Source organism: Polynucleobacter sp. MWH-UH2A (assembly GCF_018687195.1).
Taxonomy (GTDB): Bacteria; Pseudomonadota; Gammaproteobacteria; order Burkholderiales; family Burkholderiaceae; genus Polynucleobacter.
This window is the reverse complement of the sequence record NZ_CP061321.1, coordinates 1,738,246-1,760,252: the sequence shown is the minus strand read 5'-3', so window position 1 is coordinate 1,760,252 and position 22,007 is coordinate 1,738,246. Positions and strand designations below refer to the sequence as shown.

At 45.6% G+C, this 22,007-nt stretch carries 18 protein-coding genes; 7 read left to right on the top strand and 11 right to left on the bottom strand.

Translation table 11 applies throughout. The annotated features are described in order from the left end of the window. Nucleotides 1-2: 2 nt before the first annotated feature. Nucleotides 3-1,106 (top strand): L-threonylcarbamoyladenylate synthase, encoded by a 1,104-nt coding sequence (locus IC571_RS09075; RefSeq protein WP_215316167.1) that lies wholly within the window; start codon nucleotides 3-5, stop codon nucleotides 1,104-1,106. On the opposite strand, the gene dacB is transcribed toward IC571_RS09075, so the two are convergent. The 4 genes from dacB to IC571_RS09055 all read right to left on the bottom strand — a co-directional run bounded on the left by dacB (nucleotide 1,052) and on the right by IC571_RS09055 (nucleotide 6,551). After that, nucleotides 1,052-2,593 carry a D-alanyl-D-alanine carboxypeptidase/D-alanyl-D-alanine-endopeptidase gene (dacB, locus tag IC571_RS09070; protein WP_215316166.1) on the bottom strand — a complete coding sequence of 514 codons (1,542 nt, stop codon included), beginning with the start codon at nucleotides 2,591-2,593 and terminating at the stop codon, nucleotides 1,052-1,054. The two genes, IC571_RS09075 and dacB, sit on opposite strands and share 55 nt — an antisense overlap. An 85-nt stretch (nucleotides 2,594-2,678) precedes the next feature. Next, nucleotides 2,679-5,078, bottom strand: a complete 2,400-nt coding sequence (locus tag IC571_RS09065; protein WP_215316164.1) for an ATP-binding protein — start codon at nucleotides 5,076-5,078, stop codon at nucleotides 2,679-2,681. A 7-nt stretch (nucleotides 5,079-5,085) separates the two neighbouring features. After that, on the bottom strand, nucleotides 5,086-5,709 hold the full coding sequence (locus IC571_RS09060; RefSeq protein WP_215316163.1) for a response regulator transcription factor: 624 nt from the start codon (nucleotides 5,707-5,709) through the stop codon (nucleotides 5,086-5,088). Continuing rightward, complete coding sequence (locus tag IC571_RS09055) at nucleotides 5,709-6,551, bottom strand: diguanylate phosphodiesterase (protein WP_215316161.1); 843 nt, start codon at nucleotides 6,549-6,551, stop codon at nucleotides 5,709-5,711. The genes IC571_RS09060 and IC571_RS09055 overlap by 1 nt, the downstream gene beginning before the upstream one ends. 315 nt (nucleotides 6,552-6,866) lie before the next feature. Between IC571_RS09055 and IC571_RS09050 the strand changes: the two genes are divergently transcribed. From IC571_RS09050 to oxlT, 3 genes are all read left to right on the top strand, one after another. Continuing rightward, nucleotides 6,867-7,157, top strand: coding sequence for a co-chaperone GroES (locus tag IC571_RS09050; protein ID WP_173956397.1), 291 nt, complete (start codon nucleotides 6,867-6,869; stop codon nucleotides 7,155-7,157). Between the two features lie 28 nt (nucleotides 7,158-7,185). Continuing rightward, nucleotides 7,186-8,838 (top strand): chaperonin GroEL, encoded by a 1,653-nt coding sequence (gene groL / locus IC571_RS09045; protein ID WP_173956396.1) that lies wholly within the window; start codon nucleotides 7,186-7,188, stop codon nucleotides 8,836-8,838. 227 nt (nucleotides 8,839-9,065) lie between these two features. After that, nucleotides 9,066-10,310, top strand: a complete 1,245-nt coding sequence (gene oxlT, locus IC571_RS09040) for an oxalate/formate MFS antiporter (protein WP_215316159.1) — start codon at nucleotides 9,066-9,068, stop codon at nucleotides 10,308-10,310. 70 nt (nucleotides 10,311-10,380) lie between these two features. Here the strand turns inward: oxlT and IC571_RS09035 are convergent, their stop codons facing one another. From IC571_RS09035 to IC571_RS09020, 4 genes are all read right to left on the bottom strand, one after another. Continuing rightward, complete coding sequence (locus IC571_RS09035; RefSeq protein ID WP_215316157.1) at nucleotides 10,381-11,358, bottom strand: tripartite tricarboxylate transporter substrate binding protein; 978 nt, start codon at nucleotides 11,356-11,358, stop codon at nucleotides 10,381-10,383. 109 nt (nucleotides 11,359-11,467) lie between these two features. Then, nucleotides 11,468-12,835: an NAD(P)(+) transhydrogenase (Re/Si-specific) subunit beta gene (locus IC571_RS09030; protein WP_215316155.1), complete on the bottom strand. Its 1,368-nt coding sequence runs from the start codon at nucleotides 12,833-12,835 to the stop codon at nucleotides 11,468-11,470. Nucleotides 12,836-12,876: 41 nt separating this feature from the next. Next, nucleotides 12,877-13,218, bottom strand: coding sequence for a proton-translocating transhydrogenase family protein (locus IC571_RS09025; RefSeq protein ID WP_215316153.1), 342 nt, complete (start codon nucleotides 13,216-13,218; stop codon nucleotides 12,877-12,879). Nucleotides 13,219-13,239: 21 nt separating this feature from the next. Next, the gene (locus IC571_RS09020) at nucleotides 13,240-14,373 is read right to left on the bottom strand and encodes a Re/Si-specific NAD(P)(+) transhydrogenase subunit alpha (protein WP_215316151.1); all 1,134 of its coding nucleotides are present in this window, start codon (nucleotides 14,371-14,373) and stop codon (nucleotides 13,240-13,242) included. A 176-nt stretch (nucleotides 14,374-14,549) separates the two neighbouring features. Between IC571_RS09020 and mnmA the strand changes: the two genes are divergently transcribed. Then, the gene (gene mnmA / locus IC571_RS09015) at nucleotides 14,550-15,662 is read left to right on the top strand and encodes a tRNA 2-thiouridine(34) synthase MnmA (protein ID WP_215316149.1); all 1,113 of its coding nucleotides are present in this window, start codon (nucleotides 14,550-14,552) and stop codon (nucleotides 15,660-15,662) included. 28 nt (nucleotides 15,663-15,690) lie between these two features. Here mnmA and IC571_RS09010 read toward each other — a convergent pair whose 3' ends face one another. After that, a complete protein-coding gene (locus IC571_RS09010) occupies nucleotides 15,691-16,305 on the bottom strand; it encodes a glutathione S-transferase C-terminal domain-containing protein (protein WP_215316147.1) in 615 nt (204 codons plus the stop codon). A 95-nt stretch (nucleotides 16,306-16,400) separates the two neighbouring features. Between IC571_RS09010 and purB the strand changes: the two genes are divergently transcribed. Continuing rightward, nucleotides 16,401-17,780 carry an adenylosuccinate lyase gene (purB, locus tag IC571_RS09005; RefSeq protein ID WP_215316145.1) on the top strand — a complete coding sequence of 460 codons (1,380 nt, stop codon included), beginning with the start codon at nucleotides 16,401-16,403 and terminating at the stop codon, nucleotides 17,778-17,780. 2 nt (nucleotides 17,781-17,782) lie between these two features. Next, entirely contained in the window at nucleotides 17,783-19,132 is a 1,350-nt protein-coding gene (locus IC571_RS09000; protein WP_371742891.1) for a 3-deoxy-D-manno-octulosonic acid transferase, read from the top strand. 26 nt (nucleotides 19,133-19,158) lie between these two features. Here IC571_RS09000 and secF read toward each other — a convergent pair whose 3' ends face one another. Together secF and secD are read right to left on the bottom strand one after the other, a co-directional pair. Next, complete coding sequence (secF, locus tag IC571_RS08995; RefSeq protein WP_215316137.1) at nucleotides 19,159-20,133, bottom strand: protein translocase subunit SecF; 975 nt, start codon at nucleotides 20,131-20,133, stop codon at nucleotides 19,159-19,161. 3 nt (nucleotides 20,134-20,136) lie between these two features. Beyond that, a complete protein-coding gene (gene secD, locus IC571_RS08990; protein ID WP_215316135.1) occupies nucleotides 20,137-21,996 on the bottom strand; it encodes a protein translocase subunit SecD in 1,860 nt (619 codons plus the stop codon). Nucleotides 21,997-22,007 lie beyond the last annotated feature (11 nt).

Below are 22,007 nucleotides of genomic sequence, written 5' to 3'. Positions count from 1 at the left end.
AAATGTCCGGGGCAACATCTGGCGGTTCGACGCCACAATCCTTAGTTATTAATGAAGCTGCTCAGGCCTTGCGTGATGGTCGCTTAGTCGCCTTTCCAACGGAAACAGTGTATGGCTTAGGTGCAGATGCTCGCAATCCCCAGGCTATTCAAAAAGTATTTACGACAAAAGGACGTCCATCGAATCATCCTTTAATAGTGCACATTGCTTCCCCTGGTCAGATTGATCAAGCGCAAATCGATTGGGTTTCGGTTTTAGCCCCATGGGCAAGAGATATTTCTGAGGATGCTCTTAAATTAATTCAGGCCTTTTGGCCCGGCCCGTTAACTTTGGTCTTTAAAAAAGATAAGCGTGTTCTCAGTGAGATTACGGGTGGTCAAGATACGGTTGCTATTCGGTCTCCTGCACACCCGATTGCCCAAGAATTATTGCAACAATTCCAAGGTGGAGTGGTGGCGCCTTCAGCCAATCGCTTTGGTAAGGTTTCTCCAACAAGTGCAGCAGATGTACGTAGTGAATTTGAAGATAATGCGGATGTGCTAGTGATTGATGGCGGTGATTGCGAAGTTGGTATTGAGTCGACGATTGTGGACGTCTCTAATGGGGATCGCGCAATACTGCTGCGTCCAGGCGTGATCACTCCAAAAGAAATATTGGCCAAAACAGGTGTCCAAGTCTATAGTCCTGGAGAGGTGGCGGATACTAATGTTCATCCGGAATCTTTACCAAGAGTTTCTGGAAGCTTGAAGGCCCATTACGCACCCACAACACCGTTGCGCCTGTATGCTCCCGGCCGAGTCCTTGATGCCCTCACTGAATTCCCAGACACAAAGTCACGGGTTGCTGTTGCTGTTTGGGATTCTGAATCCTCTTTGGGGGATGACGGGCATCCATCGGTGCAGCTTGAGGAAGTCGAGGTGCCAAGTGATAGTAATGCTTTTGCAAGTCGCTTGTATCGTACGCTGAGAGATTTGGATGAACAGGGGTGGGATCTCATATTATTCCCAGAGCCGCCTGCTGGTGAAGAGTGGGATGGAGTGAGAGATCGTCTTCAGCGTGCGTGTTTTGGTTCTGGACCATCTTTTAGAAGCCACGATAGCAATTGATCGTGAGCTTCTAAGCCTCTCCAAGCATTGGGGTGGTTAATAAATGAGCTGACGGCATACATCCTGCCAGATTTGCTGACTACATATCCCGAGATCGCCCGAACATCTGCTAGTGAGCCAGTTTTCATTCTGACTTCAGGTTTTTTCTTGAGATGTAAAAATTTTCGTAATTGGGTCATGAGGCGATTGCGCATCGTTCCATCAGTACCTGCAATAGGTAAGCTGTTATAAAACACTTCTCCTACGGGCAAGTTACGTGCTTTTAATAAGAGTTGATTCATTTGTTCAGTTGAAATAGCCTCATTTCGAGAAAGGCCAGAACCATTCTCGATCACCAGATTGGCAAACTGCAGGCCATTTTGTTTAAGCCAGCTCTGAATAACGAGCTCGCCATTCGTGGTAGTTGCTGGCTTACCCATTTTCTCCAAGGCCATGGTCAACAGTAGTTGTCGTGCCATCACATTGTTGGAGTATTTATTAATGTCTTGCACATCATCGGCAAGCGGGATTCCTTCAAATTGCAGCAAGAGTCTGGCCGCTAGGGGAACGGTACCCTCTTTACCAATAGGCGGCTTGACCCAAGTTCCTCCAGCAAGCTCCCAGGCGGCAGCAAAACCTTGTGTCAAAAAGGTATTGGCATCCAATGCGACAACATTGAAGTTCACCCCCTTGCATGCATTTGGAAATAATCCTGAAAATTGGGCGGTGATAACTTGATCTGTGTTCAATACACTTTCTGGCTCTAGGTTGAAACGAATATTGCTTTTCCAGTTATCGCAAGATCGATCAACGAGCTGCATTTGATTGACAATCTTCAGCTGAGATAGTGTCGGTGTGTAGCTAATATCGATGAAGTCAGCTGTACGAGATTTTCCCAGTTGAAAAGACAATGTTCTAAAGGCATATAGAAGCGGATCGGGCGGAACGTTATAAGCTCTTAAGGATTCGCCATCAATCGTGTAGTGCTCCATTACGCTGGGCGCATAGGCAGTTCGATCAAAAAATAAATTACCATCAATTTTCTGAATGCCAAGCGCCTGTAAATCTTTCATGAGTTTGGCGAGTTCCTCGGGGATCAATTTAGGATCACCACTACCTTGCAAGTAGAGATTTCCTTGGAGCGTACCTTGGCGAATAACACCATCGGTGAATATTTTTGTGCGCCAGCGATACTGCGGACCCAGAATATCCAAGCCCGCTAAAGTCGTTAAGACCTTCATGGTGGAGGCGGGGTTCATGGGCTCGGATTCACGCCAACCCAAAATCGCCTTACCTTGATGTTTCCCTGGTTTTCCAGGTTCAATTTCGGTTACTGTAATGCTAATGGCATCTAGAGGTATCTGGTTGCGCTCTAGGCTGCTAATGATGGGGCGAGGAATCGCAGACTCAGGACTACCTTCTGCTCTTGCGGGTAGGCTATGTAACCATCCACTAAAACACAGAATGGCTAGAACATATTGCGCTATTGAGCGAGATGCGGTTTTCATTGCACATAGGATAAACCGAGACGACTAAAAGATAAATCAATCTTAGTGACTAATTTAAGTTGAAATGCCTAGTTCAAATGCGCATCTACTTTTCTTGGTAGCGCTCAATCAGCTGGTTTTGCTTAAGCAAAAGACATCTAAAGGCGCTGATTTGCTTCAGAAGATCTTTTTCTTGTTCGAGAGCTTCGCAGTTCTCTACAAAACGAGTTGCTTGCAATAAAAGTGCCCCGCCTTTCACTTTATGGATCAGGCTGGCAAGTTCATTTTTACCAATCGATGGGTCGCTTAACTTCAAAAGCGCTTCATCATGCACTTTTTTAATTTCATCCAATATGACCAGTATCTGCCCAGGATCGTTAGCAATTAAGTTTGCGAATGCATCAAATGAATAGGTTTCCTCTTCTGCATTCAGAGAAATGGGGGATATGGCGAAATGGCGGGCTAATTCATTTTCAAGACCAAGAAGGCTGAGTGGCTTGATAAGAACCCCATTCATTCCGGCGGATAAAAAGTGGTTGCGAGATTCAAGCGCGTAAATATCTGCAGTTACCCCAATAATTACTAGATCAATAAAACCCATCTCTCGAATGCGTCGTGCTAATTCGGAGCCTTGCATACCAGGAATGGATTGATCGGTAATTAGTAAATCAAATGCAGTTTGTTGAATTTCTTGCAAGGCTGTATCTGCGTTATCACAAACTAAAGCCTGGATGCCTAAAGCTTCAAGTTGAAGCGAGATGATTTGCCTGCTGGCGGGGTGGTCCTCAACGACCAGGGCTTGAAGTCTTTGATTTGGCCGATTTCTGGAGGTAAATTGCTTCGTATTGAAGCTTGCAGTCTCAGTGCTTGTAACGTCGAGGGCTGCAATACTGGTGCGTGGAAAGGCAATCGAAAAATGAATATTGCTGCCTAGGCCTGGAGTGCTCTCAAAATATAACTGGCTGTTCATTGAGCATACTAAGTGATTGGTAATGGTGAGTCCTAAACCAGTTCCGTTTTCATTGCCGCCTTTACCGGGTATTTGCTCAAAAGGTTGTAGGGCTAATGCAATTTCTTCTTTGCCCATACCAACGCCAGTATCAATAATTCGAAACTCTATTAGCTGACCAGCATGATCATCAGCTAGAACGCTAATAGAGAAATAGATTTCGCCTTGCTTAGTAAATTTAATAGCATTGCTTAAAAGGTTTTGCAGTACCTGACGAAGGCGAAGGGCATCCATCATCAATACTTCAGCGATACGAGGGTCTATTGAGGTATGAAGAATTAAATTGTGCTTAGTGGCAACTGCCGAAAACGCATGATCAATGTTGTTAATCACGCTATTCAAACAGCAGGGCTCTAAGTTCAATGTGAGTTTGCCTGCTTCAATCTTGGAGAGATCTAGAACTTGGTTAAGAATTCCCAGTAGCGATTCTGCGGAAGCGTGCGCGCTTTTCAGTAACGATTTTTCATGTGCGGGAAATTGCTTGCTGCTGAGCAGTAATTCCTGAACGCCTAAAATCGCATTCATGGGAGTGCGTATCTCATGGCTCATAGTGGCTAAGAATGAAGATTTAGCGACATTCGCTTTTTCAGCGATCTCTTTTGAGGCGTTTAGGCTGGCTAGGGCTTGCTCTTGGGATGAGCGCTTCCGATAAAGATTCCATATCAACAAGCTTCCAGCCATCAGTATTGCAAGACTGGTGAGCCAACCAAGCATGTCCTCTGAGGTGGAAATATTTTCCTGAGTAATATTTTCTAATGCAAAAAGCTGCCTTGATTCAATCGGATCAAGACGTAATAGAAAACGCTCTAGTAGCTGATGCAAGGGCCTGTCTTCATGGGAAATAAGCCAGCGATAAGCAAAAGGCTCTCGTTGATAAATTCCGTCTAATTGAAGTTCGGGGTTAGCTTGGCTCTTGAGTAGGTGCTGGGCCAAGCGAATGGGGAGCACCAAGGCTTCAATGTCATTTGCCAACAGACTCAACATTAATTTCTCGGGATTGTTGGATGGGCTGATTTGCGGATCGGTAATGGGAGGTGGATTTTCATAGCCACGGTCAAAATACCCAAGCTTTACTTGTGAATGAAGATCATCCGCCTGATTTCTTTTGGTAACCACCGCATCTTGCCCCCAAAAGATCGCTTCAGACAAAGATCCAAAGCGAAGATATTCATCATTGAGGGGTGGTGGATCAATCATGAAATCCACTTCTCCGCTGGCTAGCTGTTTTAAGCCTTCTTGTTCAGTTGTTCGCCATTTCGGACGAAATTCTTGTTGAGTGTATTCACTGAGTTTTTGTAGGATTTTGAAGAACACACCATGTGAACCAACATCTTCACTCTCTAAAAGGTAAGGGGCATATTTCTCATGAATACTAAAGTGGACAACTGGATGCGCATCGATCCAACGCTGCTCAGCGGAGCTGATTGGGGTGGCATAGGCAACCCCGCTAAACAATAGCCCGCTAGATAGAATTGCTTTAGCAAAGAATCGATGCATAAGGCGCTTAGCTTTCGATGATGTTATTCATTCTGCAGAACAGAATTAAATCAGCGATATTGTTAATGCCGAGCTTGTCAAAGACACGTGTTTTATATGTAGCTACGGTTTTATTGCTGATATGCAATAAATCAGAGATTTGCTGATTAGAATTTCCTTTGCCAAGATACTTCATGACTTGTAGTTCGCGATCGGAAATCAGCGCCAATTTTTCGTTATCAGTTAATGAGCTATTTCCATTTTTTCCATAAGTGAAAAAAGTGTAGCCTTGAGATATGGCAACGCAGGCCGCCATAATGACATCTGCTCCAGCGGTCTTGTTAACAAATCCATGTCCACCCAAAGATCGAACACGTCCACCATAAACGGCTTCATCCATGCTGGATAGAATCAACATGCGTATATCGGGGTACATGAGCCCAATACGGCGAATAACATCAAAGCCATCGGTCTTGGGCATATCCAAATCTAAGATCACCATATCTGGGTTGATCTCCTTAATGGATCGAAGGCATTCTTCGCCATTCTGGGATTGTCCTACGACCTCAAATACCAACTGGTCTTGCAACATACTTTTTAGAGCCATCAGCATTGCAGGATGGTCATCTACCAACATCACGCGTTTTCTCATTACTTGTCTCCATTCGGGTTTAGGTGTTGATGAGGGTGCAGCGAAAAAATGGCTTTAGCGATTCGACTATCGTTAATCTGTAACATTTGATGCCTGCTAATGGGAGGCATCATGAGGCCTCCGTAGCAGTGATCTATTTGCCAAGTAGTCGCATTTTCTAAATCTTTGACAAGCGTCATATTGCTTGCGTAAATCTGGGTAGATGAATAAGGGCCTCGTCTAATGCTGCATAGAACATCTGGTGAAAGCGCTTGATCGCGAAGCGCATTCATATTGATGTGAATGCCTTCCATCTTCAATTCATCCACCCATTGCAATTCTTCTAGCGTTCCAGAGAAATGAATGAAGTGGAGCAAAACACCAATACGACGCATCCGTAGCAATCCCTCTTTGCAAGCATCAGCAAGATCGGGATCGGGAAGCGACTGAATACCCAAAGCAACCAATCCAACTGGAAGGCGAGAATTCAGTATTAGGTCGCTTAGTGCATCGATGTAAGCGCTCGACGCAATGGCATGTATTGGAATCGGCAAAATTCCAGGAATAAAACGACCACTTCGATGCCAGTAGGAAATCGTATCTAGACCTTCCATGAATAGGCGAAGCAATTGCATGTCTGAGGCCTGCAGTAGCGGTCTAAATAAAGATCCCGTCAGTTTTGTTCCTTTGTTATTAAAAATAGGTTCATGACTAATCGCTTGGCGCTTAGACCAGGATTGATGTTCTTCAAGGGCTTGGCTATTTAGGCCAAGCCAGGGTGCGCCACAGGCGTCTCGTACTTCCTGGAAGGGCTTGTTCTTCCATGCTTTTACAAGCGTGTACAGCCGGGATTTCGGGCTCATCAGCATTCTCCAATCGGTGACTGTTCAGTCTAGGCAGGTCAGATTGGAGCGGTAAGGGCTTTGGGTTGATTTATCTGTAGGAATCCTCCTACTGCCCTATTCAAAGTATAGATAGGGGCTAAATCCTTAAATAATTTGTGGAGATGAGCCCTTGAAATCCAGAGAAGCGGACCTATATAATCAGCACTCCCTCCGTGCGAGTGCTAAAGTTTGGTGTTTTTCGCCTTTTAGACCTTAGATATCGTATGGTGGACTATAAGGTATTGATTTATATAGATTTTTAATTAGTTAACACTTACTAACATAGGAGAAGAGATGAATTTGCGTCCTTTACATGATCGCGTAATCATCAAGCGTTTAGATCAAGAATCAAAGACAGCCTCTGGAATCATCATTCCGGATGCGGCTGCAGAAAAGCCTGATCAAGGTGAAGTTCTAGCAGTTGGCCCAGGCAAGCGTGATGACAGTGGCAAATTAAATGCACCAGACGTCAAAGTAGGCGACCGCGTGTTGTTTGGTAAGTACGCTGGCCAAACTGTAAAAGTCGACAACGAAGAACTCATCGTGATGCGTGAAGATGACATCATGGCTGTTGTTCAGAAGTAATTTCGGTATTTAAGAGAGGAATCTAATCATGGCAGCAAAAGACGTTGTATTTGGAGATAGCGCTCGCACCAAGATGGTCGAGGGTGTCAATATTCTTGCGAACGCAGTAAAAACAACTCTCGGACCAAAAGGTCGTAATGTTGTTATCGAGCGTTCATTTGGTGGCCCAACCGTTACTAAAGACGGTGTGTCTGTAGCAAAAGAGATCGAACTCAAAGATAAGTTGCAAAACATGGGCGCGCAGATGGTTAAGGAAGTTGCTTCCAAAACTGCGGATATCGCTGGTGACGGTACAACTACCGCTACTGTTTTGGCGCAATCGATTGTTCGCGAAGGTATGAAATATGTTGTGTCTGGTCACAATCCAATGGACCTCAAGCGTGGTATCGATAAGGCAGTAACTGCTGCTATCGGCGAACTCGCTAAGATCAGCAAGCCTTGCACAACTACCAAGGAAATCGCTCAAGTAGGCTCTATCTCTGCTAATAGCGATCACAGTATTGGTCAGCGTATTGCAGAAGCAATGGAAAAAGTAGGCAAAGAAGGCGTTATCACTGTTGAAGACGGCAAGTCTTTGGATGACGAGTTGGAAGTAGTTGAGGGTATGCAGTTTGATCGTGGTTACCTCTCTCCTTATTTCATTAACCAGCCTGAGAAGCAAGTTGCTGTTTTGGATAATCCATACGTTCTCTTATTTGATAAGAAGATTGCTAACATCCGTGATTTGCTGCCAGTTCTTGAGCAAGTGGCGAAGTCTGGTCGTCCATTGTTAATCATTGCTGAAGATGTTGAAGGCGAAGCCTTGGCAACTTTGGTTGTGAACAATATCCGCGGCATTATCAAGACTTGTGCTGTTAAGGCTCCAGGCTTTGGTGATCGTCGTAAGGCAATGCTCGAAGACATCGCAATCTTGACTGGCGGCACTGTTATTGCTGAAGAGATCGGCCTCACGCTAGAGAAAACAACTCTTGAGCACCTCGGTCAAGCAAAGCGTATCGAAGTAGGTAAAGAGAACACCATCATTATTGATGGCGCTGGCGATGCTAAAGCAATCGAAGCACGCGTGAAGAATATTCGCGTACAAATCGAAGAAGCCACTAGCGACTACGACAAAGAAAAATTGCAAGAGCGTGTAGCCAAGCTGGCTGGCGGTGTTGCAGTGATTCGCGTTGGTGCTGCTACTGAAGTTGAGATGAAAGAGAAGAAAGCTCGCGTTGATGACGCATTACACGCGACTCGTGCTGCTGTGGAAGAAGGTATTGTTCCTGGTGGTGGCGTAGCATTGATTCGTGCAATGCAAGGTATCAAAGGTCTGAAAGGCGATAACGCTGATCAAGACGCTGGTATCAGCATCGTATTACGCGCTATGCAAGAGCCACTTCGCACTATCGTTAGCAATGCTGGTGAAGATGCTGGTGTTGTTGTGAATGCTGTGCAAGAGAGCAAAGGCAATAACGGTTACAACGCAGCTTCTGGTGAATATGGTGATCTCGTAGCTCAGGGCGTGATTGATCCAACTAAGGTTACAAAAACTGCCTTAGTAAACGCAGCATCTGTTGCTGGTTTGCTGTTGACTACCGATTGCGCAATCTCTGAAGCGCCAAAAGAAGAATCTGCTGGTGGCGGTATGCCTGATATGGGTGGTATGGGCGGCATGGGTGGTATGGGCGGCATGATGTAATTGCCTTACCATTCTGCAACTTATCCGCAGAAGTAAAGAAGTGCAAACGCCTGGTTCATCGCCAGGCGTTTTTTTATTTCTTTTTGATTGCGCACCATTCAAATATCCGTATGATTCGAAAAGAGGCATGTTGCACCGTAGTGGATCATTTGGTAATTAGTATCCGTATTTGATCTATTAATAATAAGAGAGTCAATCAATTGATTTATATAAATAGGAGATAGGCAATGAGCGAAGGCACAGGTATCTTAAAGTCAAAGTGGGTTCAACTTGCTTTAGGCGTGATTTGTATGATGTCGATTTCAAGCCCGCAATATGTTTGGGCTTTATTTACAAAACCCATCATGGGTCAGTTGGGCGTAACACTAACTGAACTGCAAGTCACATTTTCCATCTTAATTGTTTTACAAACTTTCTTCTCGCCGTTTCAGGGCTATTTGGTAGATAAGTTTGGTCCTCGTTTGCTGTTGTCCATCGGTACGATATTGACCGGATTAAGTTGGGTGTTATCTGCCAACCTAACAACCGTTTCTAATCTCTACATTACCTATGGCGTGCTTGGTGGATTGGGCACAGGTATTGTCTACATCGGTGTAGTTGGTTTGATGGTACGTTGGTTTCCCAATAATCGCGGCTTTGCTGTTGGTATGGTTGCTGCTGGTTATGGAATCGGTGCATTGTTGACTACATTCCCAATCTCTACCAGCCTTGCTGAATCAGGCTTGCAGGGCACTTTAACCTTCTTTGGTTATTTGATTGGCGTAGTAGGCTTATTGGCTGCACAAGGAATTCGTGTGCCGCATGCTGATCGTGTTCAGACTGCTGGTCAAATTGAAGCGGCAGCATCTGGTGTCGCCCCCAAGACAATGTTGAAGACCCCAGTTTTTTGGCTCATGTTTTTAATGATGTCCATGATGTCAACTTCAGGTTTGATGGTGATTTCACAAATGGGCGCATTTGCAAAAGATTTCGGCATTACTTCTGCGACCGTGTTTGGAATGGCAGCATTGCCGTTGGCGCTCACAATTGACCGCGTCACTAACGGACTAACAAGACCATTTTTTGGTTGGGTATCAGATAAGCTCGGTCGTGAATACACCATGACAATTGCATTTGGTCTTGAAGCTGTTGCAATGTTGTTATGGGTGATGACTCGCTCAGATCCTCTCATGTTTGTACTGCTATCTGGCATTGTTTTCTTTGGTTGGGGCGAGATCTTCTCATTATTTCCATCAACCTTGACAGATACCTTCGGTCAAAAGCATGCGACCACAAACTATGGCTTTTTATATATGGCTCAAGGCGTTGGCTCCATTATTGGCGGTCCAATTGCTGCGTACATTCATGGTGTAGCTGATAGTTGGATTCCAGTATTTGCCATCATGATTGCCTTGGATGCAACAGCGGCAATTCTGGCTTTCTTTGTACTGCGTCCTATGCGCGCTAAATATATGCAGACACGAGCCGCTTGATTATTTAGTCAAAATGCTTGAATAAAAAGGCTAGCATTTGCTAGCCTTTTTATTTGTAAATTACAAAAGATTAATCCGGTTGAATCCCGCCATCTTTAATTACTTTTTTCATCTTTACCAAACCTTGCGATATCATTTCTTTTAAATGTTCTGGCCCTAGTGGAACAAATTCAAAACCTTGTTGGATGAGTTGTTCGCGAAGTTTGGGGTCTTTCAGGGCTAATGCTAGAGAATCGTTGAGCTTCTCGATAATTGCGGGTGAGGTTCCCTTTGGAGCAAGCAAAGCCCCCCAAGTTGAGAACTCATAACCTTTAACACTTTCGTTAATAGTGGGCACATTTGGCAACAAGGGGGATCGAGTTTTACTTGCCACACCCAATACCTTCAATTTGCCAGCACGAATATGCGGCAGCACTACAGATAATGCGCTAATCATTACAGGTACTTGGCCAGCCATGACGTCAGTCACTGCTGCTGCTGCACCCCGATAAGGAATATGCACAATAGGCGCCCCAGTGTATTGACGGAATATTTCCATGCCAATATGTTGCGGTGATCCATTGCCGCCAGAAGCGTAATCAATCTTGCCTGGTTTTTCTTTGGCTATGCGCACAAGGTCTGCCGCGGTATTGCCTGGAAACGAAGGGTTGGCAACCATGACAAATGTAATCGCCGCTACTTCTGAAATTGGCGCGAAGCTTTGGATAGGGTCGTAATCAATTTTTTTATAAAGATTAGGAAGCATTGTCAGGATGCTGTCATTGAATGCGCCTAGCACATAACCGTCAGCGGGACTTTGGGCAACCTTCGCAGTTCCAATAAGCCCTGCACCCCCAGGAATATTTTCAATCGTGATGGCTTGGCCGAGGCTTTCCCCCATCTTTTGTGTAATCGGTCGCATCAAAATATCTACGCCACTACCTGCTTGGAGTGGCATGATTGTTTGGATTGTGCGATTAGGGTAGTTGGCTTGCGCATTGGTTGAGGCAGACCAAAAGAGGGTGCTCGTAATAAGGGCTGGCAGAAATATAAAGGATTTAATATTCATTTTGTCTCAATCATTTTTATGTTTAATTTTGTCGATGCAGAATGTTTTTTCATATCTTAGCGCAATAAAAAACCGCCCGTAGGCGGTTTCTAAAAGACTAGTTCAAGTGTTACTCAACTGCCTTGACCATATCTTCAACGACTTTCTTCGCATCACCGAAGACCATCATGGTTTTATCCATGTAGAAGAGTTCGTTATCTAGGCCGGCATAACCCGCTGCCATCGAACGCTTATTCACAATAATCGTTTTGGCTTTAAAGGCCTCCAAAATTGGCATACCAAAGATGGGGCTACCTGGGGTGCGAGCCGCAGGGTTAACCACGTCGTTCGCGCCAAGCACCAATACTACGTCTGCTTGACCAAAGTCGCTGTTAATGTCTTCCATCTCAAATACTTGATCATATGGAACTTCAGCTTCAGCCAATAGAACGTTCATATGACCAGGCATACGACCTGCTACTGGGTGAATTGCATACTTAACAGTAACGCCATGGTGAGTTAGCTTCTCTGTTAACTCTTTCAAAGCATGCTGAGCGCGAGCAACAGCAAGACCGTAACCAGGAACAATAATGACAGTGTCAGCGTTTTCCATTAAGAATGCAGCATCTTCAGGAGAGCCTGTCTTGTAATTTTTTGGACCGCCATCATCGGCGCCACCAGCAGCCGCTTCGGCACCAAAGCCACCAAGCAATACCGCAAGGATAGAACGGTTCATAGCCTTACACATAATGTAAGAAAGAATTGCGCCTGAAGAACCTACGCATGCACCAGCAATAATCAACACTGGGTTATTGAGGGTGAAACCAATACCAGCAGCAGCCCAACCAGAGTAGCTGTTCAGCATAGATACCACTACAGGCATATCCGCGCCACCGATAGGAATAATCAAAGTGATGCCAAGTACTAATGCAATCGCACACATGGCCATAAAGGCTGCATGACTATCTGCCATGTAGTAAGCAATACCAGCACCAACCATCGAGATAGCAAGAATCAAATTGAGCAAATGTTGGCCGGTGAAGCTAACTGGCTTGCCGCTTACTTTTCCTGAGAGTTTGCCAAACGCAATGACGGAAGCAGTGAAAGTAATCGCTCCAATAAAGGCGCCAATGAAGAGCTCAATCTTTTGTGCCCCAGTATGGTCATGGGCAGTATTAAATACTGCTGCGATCGCAATTAAAACTGCGGATAAGCCCACAAAGGAGTGCATCAATGCCACGAGCTCAGGCATCTTGGTCATTTGTACGCGTTTCGCTGCGAGGGTGCCAATAATTGCGCCACCAACTACTGCTGCTGCAATAAGTGATACAGCTGGCTTGAAGTCAGGAATGAAGAAAGTAGTAATGACGGCTAACAACATACCAATCATGCCGAAAGTATTGCCTTGGCGTGAGGTGGTTGGTGAAGACAAACCACGCAGTGCGAGGATGAACAACACCGATGAAATGAGATAAGAAATAGCAGTTATGTTTGACATTGTTTTGGTCTCTTGTGTTCTCTATCGAGGTCTTGTTCTATTTATTTAGCTGCATCAGCCGAATTTGTTTTGGGCGCTTTTTTCTTGAACATTTCAAGCATGCGGCGAGTCACCATAAAGCCACCAAAAATATTGATGGATGCTAGAAATACAGCAATCGCACCAATAACGCTAGTGAGGGTAATTTCATCACCGCCGATTACTTCAGTTTGCAGAAGTGCGCCCACAATGATGATTCCAGAAATGGCGTTGGTAACCGCCATCAAAGGAGTATGAAGTGCTGGAGTAACGTTCCAAACAACGTGGTAACCCACAAAAATAGCCAAAACAAATACGGTAATGTTTTGGACTGTGAGGATGCTTTGAAAAGCAGCGAGATCCATGATATTTCCTTCGTATGAATATTATGAGTTTTTGCGGATGGCTTGACCATCACGGCACATCAAGCAGGCAGTCACGATATCGTCGTCTCTTGGGATAACTAACTTTGCTTCTTTATCAACAATCAATTTCATGAAGTCGAGTAAGTTGCGTGCATAGAGTGCGGAAGCATCAGCGGCAACCATGCTGGCCAAGTTTGTGTAGCCCACAATCTTCACGCCATTGACGTTCACTACTTTGTCTGCTTGAGTTAATGGGCAATTGCCAGAACCGTTATCACCCTTGCCAGCAGCCAAGTCAATCACTACAGAGCCTGGTTTCATATTGGCAACAGTGTCGCTATGCAACAGGACCGGTGGCTTACGACCTGGAATCAATGCGGTAGTGATAACGATGTCTGCTTGTTGAGCGCGCTCAGCAACCAAAGCTGCTTGACGCTTCATCCAGGCTTCTGGCATTGGACGAGCATATCCACCAACACCTTGAGCAATTTCGCGCTCTTCATTAGTCTCATAGGGCACATCCACAAACTTTGCACCCAAAGATTCAATTTGTTCTTTAGCAGCAGGGCGTACATCAGATGCCTCAATGACTGCACCAAGACGTTTTGCTGTTGCAATCGCTTGCAAGCCTGCAACACCGGCACCAAGAATCAGAACACGTGCTGCTTTAACGGTACCAGCAGCAGTCATCAACATCGGCATAAAGCGTTGATATTCATTGGCGGCAACCATTACTGCTTTATATCCAGCAATATTGGCTTGTGAAGAGAGGACGTCCATGCTTTGTGCGCGGGTGGTGCGTGGCGCTGCTTCTAATGAGAAGCTAGTAATTCCTTGCGCAGCCATCGCAGCAATATTGTCGTTATCAAATGGATCGAGCATGCCAATCAGTACGCTGCCAGATTTGATTTGCTTGAGTTCAGCCGCTTCAGGGGCGCGCACTTTAAGGACAATCTCAGCACCAAAGGCATCGGCAGCACTTCCAACAGAGGCGCCAACCGCTTCATAGGCAGAATCTGGTTGACTGGCTTGGACACCAGCATCTTTTTGGATGACAACGGTATGACCTTGGCCAATCAGTTTTTTAACGGTTTCTGGCGTTGCGGCAACCCGCGTTTCCCTAGTTCTTGTTTCCAGCGGCACTCCTATGCGCATGGCATGTCTCCAAAAGCGAAATTTTTAAAAAATCTATTTTAGTTAAATGGGTCAAAAATTACCCACCAACTTACCCCTACAAGCACCTACAGCCCTTTTGCCTAAATTTCTGTCAATCTAGACTAAGACTTCTACAATATGGCCTGTCAGCTTATATTGAATTCTCGCATTTTTTGATGATCCAGCTCAATTCCTCAGCAATCCCGCCTACAAACCCCAAGAAAGTCGTTATTGGCATGTCTGGAGGGGTGGATTCATCGGTTGCGGCCTGGATGCTCAAAGAGCAGGGTTATGAGGTCGTCGGCCTTTTTATGAAAAATTGGGAGGACGACGATAACGACGAATATTGCTCTGCCCGCCAGGATTGGTTGGATGTAGTCTCGGTAGCGGATTTGATCGGAATCGATGTTGAGGCAGTCAATTTTGCCGCCGAGTACCGTGAACGGGTGTTTGCTGATTTTTTACGTGAATACGCTGCTGGGCGCACTCCTAATCCCGATGTTTTGTGTAATGCTGAAATTAAGTTCAAGGCATTTTTAGATCACGCTATGAGTCTAGGCGCTGATGCAATTGCTACTGGTCATTACGCTAGAGTGCGACATGAGAATGGCAGAGTGCAATTATTAAAAGCATTGGATTCAAGCAAAGATCAAAGTTACTTCTTGCATCGTTTAACTCAGCAACAGCTAGCGAACGTTATGTTTCCTTTGGGTGAAATTCCAAAAACAGAAGTGCGAACGATTGCAGAAAAAATTGGCTTACATAATGCCAAGAAAAAAGATTCCACCGGCATTTGCTTTATTGGTGAGAGACCCTTCAGAGAATTTCTGAATCGTTATCTACCGCGTATACCGGGTCCAATCAAAACCCCTGAAGGAAAAATAGTTGGCGAGCATATGGGCTTAGCCTTTTTCACCTTAGGTCAACGCAAAGGGATTGGTTTGGGTGGAAGCCAGGATGGTACTGGCGATGCTTGGTATGTAGCTCGTAAAGACGTTGCAAACAATACTTTATATGTCGTGCAAGGCCATGAGCACCCGTGGCTATTGGCCAGCCGCCTTGAGGCAATGGATGCCAGTTGGATTGCAGGCGATGCGCCAGCTCCTGGTGCTTACTTCGCTAAGACTCGATATCGACAAGCTGACTCCGCTTGCACTCTGAATGCGGGTAATACATTGCAAGAGTTCAGTTTAGATTTTTCTGAGCCTCAGTGGGCGGTAACTCCTGGACAATCAGCTGTTTTGTATGATGGCGATATTTGTTTGGGTGGCGGAATTATTTCCGCCTAAACCAAACAATATTTTCAACATTCCAAAATTAAGTTGTTGGCGGTTCAGTTTCTTTAAACGAAGGTCGTTGCAATAATTTTTGATACAAGCGATCTAGGTTTGGGTACTGGCTTTGCCATTGAATCTCTGGGAATCGAAAAGCCAAATAACCAAGAGCGCAACCCACTGCAATATCAGCAAGCGTGATCTGATTTCCAAAGCACCAAGCATTTTCACCAAGTTGTTCTGACATTTGACGGAGTGCTGCATGTACTTTACCGATTTGGCGATCAACCCATGCTTGGCTTTGCTCGTTTGCTGGACGCCATGTTTTTTCAAGCCGCGCCAAAATGCTGGCATCCACTAATCCATCGGCTAGAGCTTCCCAAGTTTTGACGGTGGCGCGCTCACGGTGATCGGCTGGAATGAGCTTGCTTACCGGGCTCAAAGCGTCAGCATATTCAGCGATGACTCGAGAATCCTGTATTGCCTCTCCATCGTCTAAAACAAGGCATGGGACCTTGCCTAATGGGTTGTAGCTGGTGATATTGGTGTCTGCAGCCCAAACACTATTGGTTTCAAGGTCAATATCGACTTTTTTCTCCAAAAAAACGATTCTGACTTTACGAACATATGGGCTGGTAGGGGAGTAAATGAGTTTCATAGGGCTCAGTATAGTCATCCCAACCTTAGTTTGCTCATAGGCAGAACGCATTAAAATTAGGCTTTATTGACATATTCCCAGCAAAGGCAATACCCGTGAGTCAGCCGCTTTCAACCCTAAATGCCCTTTCCCCATTAGACGGCCGTTATGCCGGAAAACTGGATGCTTTGCGTCCATGGTTATCCGAGGCTGCTTTTATGCGCCAACGTGTTTTTGTGGAGATTCATTGGTTGCTAGCGTTAGCTGCTGCTGGTTTGCCTGATGTGCCGAAGATTAACGCTGCTGATGAAGCATTTTTATTATCGCTTCCTGAGAACTTCTCTGACGCGGATGCACAGCGCATTAAAGATATCGAGGCGGTTACCAACCATGATGTGAAAGCGGTGGAGTATTTCTTAAAAGAAAAGGTTGCGAATCGACCTGATCTCTTAAAAGCGAGCGAGTTCATTCATTTCGCTTGTACCTCTGAAGATATCAACAACACCTCCCATGGATTGATGTTGCGTGGTGCCCGCGATGAAGTGCTATTGCCACAGCTTCGCAAAGTACTCTCTGTTTTGACCGACTTAGCACTTGAGCATGCAAAGGTGCCTTTGCTCTCGCGCACACATGGCCAGCCTGCATCGCCTAGCACTCTTGGTAAGGAGATCGCAAATATTGCAAAGCGACTAGAGCGTGCTATTGATGCAATTGCCGCTGTTCCTTTGCTTGGAAAAATGAATGGTGCGGTTGGTAACTACAACGCCCACATATCTGCATACCCTGATTTTGATTGGGAGAGCTTTTCTAAGAATGTGGTGGAAAAGCGCTTAGGCCTGACCTTTAATCCCTACACTATCCAAATTGAACCCCATGATGGTATGGCTCAATTGTTTGATGCGATTGCTAGAGCAAATACGATCTTGTTAGATATGGATCGTGACTTCTGGGCTTATATCTCTGTGGGCTACTTTAAGCAGCGCACTAAAGCTGGTGAAATTGGTTCATCCACCATGCCGCACAAAGTCAATCCGATCGACTTTGAAAACTCCGAGGGAAATTTGGGTGTTGCTAATGCTTTGTTACGCCATCTCGCTGAAAAATTACCAGTCTCTCGTTGGCAGCGTGACTTAACAGACTCTACTGTTTTGCGTAACTTGGGACCAGCTTTTGGTCACAGTGTGTTGGCGTATGACAGCGCCTTGCGTGGCTTAGGTAAGCTCGAGGTCAATCATGCCGCAATTGCTGCTGATCTGGATGAGTGCTGGGAAGTATTAGCTGAACCAGTGCAAACAGTCATGCGTCGCTATGGCATTGAAAATCCCTATGAGCAATTAAAAGAGCTCACTCGCGGTAAAGGTATTAATCAAGCGGATTTACAAAACTTCGTACGTGGCTTGAAGATTCCAGAAGACGCAAAGGCGCGCTTACTGGAGATGACTCCATCTACATATTTAGGCAAGGCGGTCGAATTGACCGAACGTCTCAAAAAGTGAGTGTGAACTCGAGCTCAGAATACGGGGCACGCCCTCGGTTCTGGTTTGCTGTATATCAATTGCTGTGGCACCTGTTATTGCCATTTGCGTTTGTGCGTTTAGCCTGGCGTGCCAGATACTCTTTTGCGTATTTACACCACATTCCTGAGCGTCTTGGTTTTGGCTATGACAAACCCATTCCAAGGGATTGTATTTGGATACATGCCGTGTCCGTTGGCGAGACGCGGGCAACCCAACCTCTCATTGAGGCGTATTTAGCGCGTGGCCAATCGATATTGCTCACTCACATGACCTTAAATGGTCGCAGAACAGGGAAGCAGCTTTTCTCCAATGCTATTGCTACAGGACAAGTTCGTCAGGTGTATTTACCTTACGACCTGTGCTGGTCTGTTGAGCACTTTCTAAAAACTTTTAAACCTAAGTTTGGTCTCTTCATGGAAACCGAGGCTTGGCCAACAGCGGTATTTCGTTGCAAACAAATCGGGCTGCCTTTGTTTTTAATTAATGCTCGATTATCCGAAAGAAGTGCACGTCGTGTGAATCGATTTGGTAATGCTGGACGGGCATTATTTCAGGCTTTTGCCGGCATTTTGGCGCAAACGGAATTTGATGCGCAGCGTTATCGCAGTCTTGGCGTAATCAATGTTCAGGTTACTGGCAACCTTAAGTTTGATGTTCCATTGGATCCAACATTGGTAGCGCAGGGTAAAAAATGGCAACAGGATTTACATGCGGGTGGACGGCTAATGGTTTGTGCTGCCAGCACACGTGATGGCGAAGAAGAAATAATTCTCAAGGCCTGGAAAGATTTGCTGCAGGACCATGCCTTTCAAACAGCGCCGCTACTGTGCATCGTGCCACGGCATCCCGAGCGCTTTACAGAAGTGGCAAGTCAAATACGAGCGACTGGTTTGAGGTTTCAAGTTCGATCTGAACTAAAGGAGATCTCGAGCGATTTTGCTGGGATTGACGTAGTTCTAGGCGACTCCATGGGCGAGATGCCGATGTATTACAGCGCCTCAAATTTCGTTGTGATGGGTGGCAGCCTATTGCCTTTCGGAGGCCAGAATTTGATTGAGGCCTGCGCTGCAGGTTGTCCGGTCTTGCTAGGTGAGCATACCTACAATTTTCAGCAAGCGGCTCTAGATGCGATTGCAATTGGTGCGGCAAAGCGGGTTAACGGTGAGTTACTACTTGGGCAGACTGTGGCGCTAATGGAATCACTGAAAGAATTGCTTTTGCATGCTGCTGAACTTAGCAAGATGTCTATGGCAGCTAAAGCCTATGCCGTTGAACATCAAGGCGCAACTAAAAATATCTTAGCTGCCCTTGATCAACAAATTGCCGCCTAGCGGAATCTGTTTATTTAAGCTGTAGCTTAAACCCGAGCTCCATAGTTCGGATCTTCATTACGGGCATTGTCATCAGGTTTTTTATCACCCTTAACTAGGTCTTCGCGAGTTACACCTAGCCACATTGCTAATGCTGCCGCAACGAATACGGAAGAGTAAATACCAAACAAAATACCAATGGTAAGAGCTAGAGCGAAATAAAACAGCGTTGGGCCACCAAAGATCAGCATAGCTAGAACCATCATCTCAGTGCTGCCATGGGTAATGACGGTACGGCTAATTGTGCTGGTGATTGCGTTGTCGATAATTTCGCGGGTATTCATCTTGCGGTACTTGCGGAAATTTTCGCGAATACGGTCAAAGATCACCACTGATTCATTCACGGAGTAGCCAAGCACTGCAAGCACTGCGGCTAGCACGGAGAGCGAGAACTCCCAGTGGAAAAAAGCAAAGAAGCCCAGAATGATGACAACGTCATGCAAGTTCGCAATGATGCCGGCGAGTGCAAATTTCCATTCGAAACGGAAGGAGAGGTAAAGCACGATACCGATGATCACAAATACCAAGGCTTTTAAACCGTCAATCGCCAATTCTTGGCCTACTTGTGGTCCAACGAATTCAACTCGCTGGAGCTTTACACCAGAGCTAGCGGGATCAAGTGCTTGCATCACCGCATTGCTTTGATCGGCTGATGAAATTAGCTTGCCTTCAGCATCTTTTTGTAAAGGCAAACGAATCATGACATCACGTGAGCTACCAAAGTTTTGGATTTGCGTATCCGCATAACCTAACTTTTCTACTTTGGCGCGAATCGAATCTAGTGGTGCAGTCTGGGGGTAAGACACCTCCATGACGGTGCCGCCAGTAAATTCAATGGAGAGGTGTAAGCCGTTATGCCAAAGGAAAAAGACAGCCGCTAAAAAAGTAATTAAAGAAATCGCATTTAGCACCAATGCATGGCGCATGAATGGAATATCTTTTTTGATACGAAAAAATTCCATGACTTATTTCTCCTGTGGGCGCCAAACTTGGCCAATCGCGAGCTTCTGAATTTTCTTATGTCGGCCATACCAAAGATTGACCAGGCCGCGTGAGAAGAAGACGGCAGAGAACATCGAAGTCAAAATGCCGAGGCAATGAACCACGGCAAAGCCTTTGATCGGACCGGAACCAAAAGCCAAGAGCGCAAGGCCTGCGATTAAGGTTGTCACGTTAGAGTCCAAGATGGTGGCCCACGCTTTGTCGAAACCAATTGCAATCGCAGTTTGAGGTGAAGACCCATTGCGCAGCTCTTCACGAATACGCTCGTTAATTAATACGTTAGAGTCAATCGCCATACCAAGCGCTAAAGCCATAGCGGCGATGCCTGGTAGTGTGAGGGTGGCTTGCAGCATAGATAGGACTGAAATCAATAGGAGTAGGTTGACTGCCAAAGCCACTACGGAGAAAGTTCCAAATAGCATGTAGTAAACCATCATGAAAATTGCGATTGCAGTAAAGCCGATCAAAAGAGATTTAAATCCTTTTTCAATATTCTCGGCGCCTAAGCTAGGACCAATCGTGCGTTCTTCAATAATTTCCATTGGTGCGGCAAGTGATCCAGCGCGCAATAAGAGTGCTAAGTCATTGGCGCTCTCAGTGGTTGGTTGGCCGGTAATCTGAAATTTAGAGCCAAATTCGCCTTGAATAGTGGCAATAGTCAGAACTTCACCTTTGCCTTTTTCAAACAAAATCATGCCCATGGGTTTGCCAATGTTTTCACGGGTGACTTCTTGCATGACACGGCCACCAGCGGCATCTAGGGAGATGTTGACTGCAGGACGCTGGTTTTGATCAAAGCCGGCACTGGCATCGGTAATGCGATCGCCGCTAAAAATGACTGACTTTTTAAAGACGCCCAAGCGGTTTTCGCCAAAGCGGAAGGTGTCCATTCCGGGGGGTGGCGTTTCACCAACCCCAATGGTCGATACCAACGGATCGGCAAGGCGAGATTCTAGTGTTGCAGTACGACCAATGATATCTTTGGCGCGAGCAGTATCTTGCACGCCTGGAAGCTGTACAACAATTCGTTCAGCCCCCTGTTGTTGGATTACGGGTTCTTTTACTGCTAACTCATTGACGCGCTTGTTTAAGGTAATGATGTTTTGTTTTACCGCATTGTCTTGAATATCTTTTAATGCTTTCGGTTTGAATTCGCCTAATAGCTTTGTGGCACTACCATTTGCTTTCACTAACCAAGTGAGATCAGGTTGGGATGTATTCAAAAGTGAGCGAGCAGCTTCCGCTTCATCAGCGCTACCAAAATTAATCGTGATGGAATCAACCCCACGATCAATGCCTTGATGACGAATACTTTTATCGCGCAATTGGCTGCGGATATCGGTAGCCAATGAAGTCACTTTCTTTTGCACCGCACCCTTCATGTCCACTTGCAAGAGAAAGTAGACGCCGCCGCGTAAATCAAGGCCCAATGGCATCGGTAGTGCATTAATCGCATTAAGCCAGCCTGGCGTATTCGACAGGAGATTAAGAGCTACGGTGTAGTTAGGGTCATTCTGATCAGCATTCAGTTTTTGCTGCAAAAGGTCGCGAGCACGCAACTGAATATCGGTGTTGTTAAAGCGAATCTTAATGGAGCCTACATTGCCTGCGGCTTCAAAAAATATGCCGGTGTTGTCAATGCTGGCATCAGCCAGGATTTTTTCAACACGAGATTGCGTTGCTAAATCCACTTTAATAGTTGGTTTGGCAGATGAGACCTGAACCGCTGGAGCCTCTCCATAGAAATTGGGTAATGAATATAGTCCACCAATCAGTAAGGCAATGATGATGACTAAATATTTCCAGAGAGGATAGCGATTCATGTCGAGATACT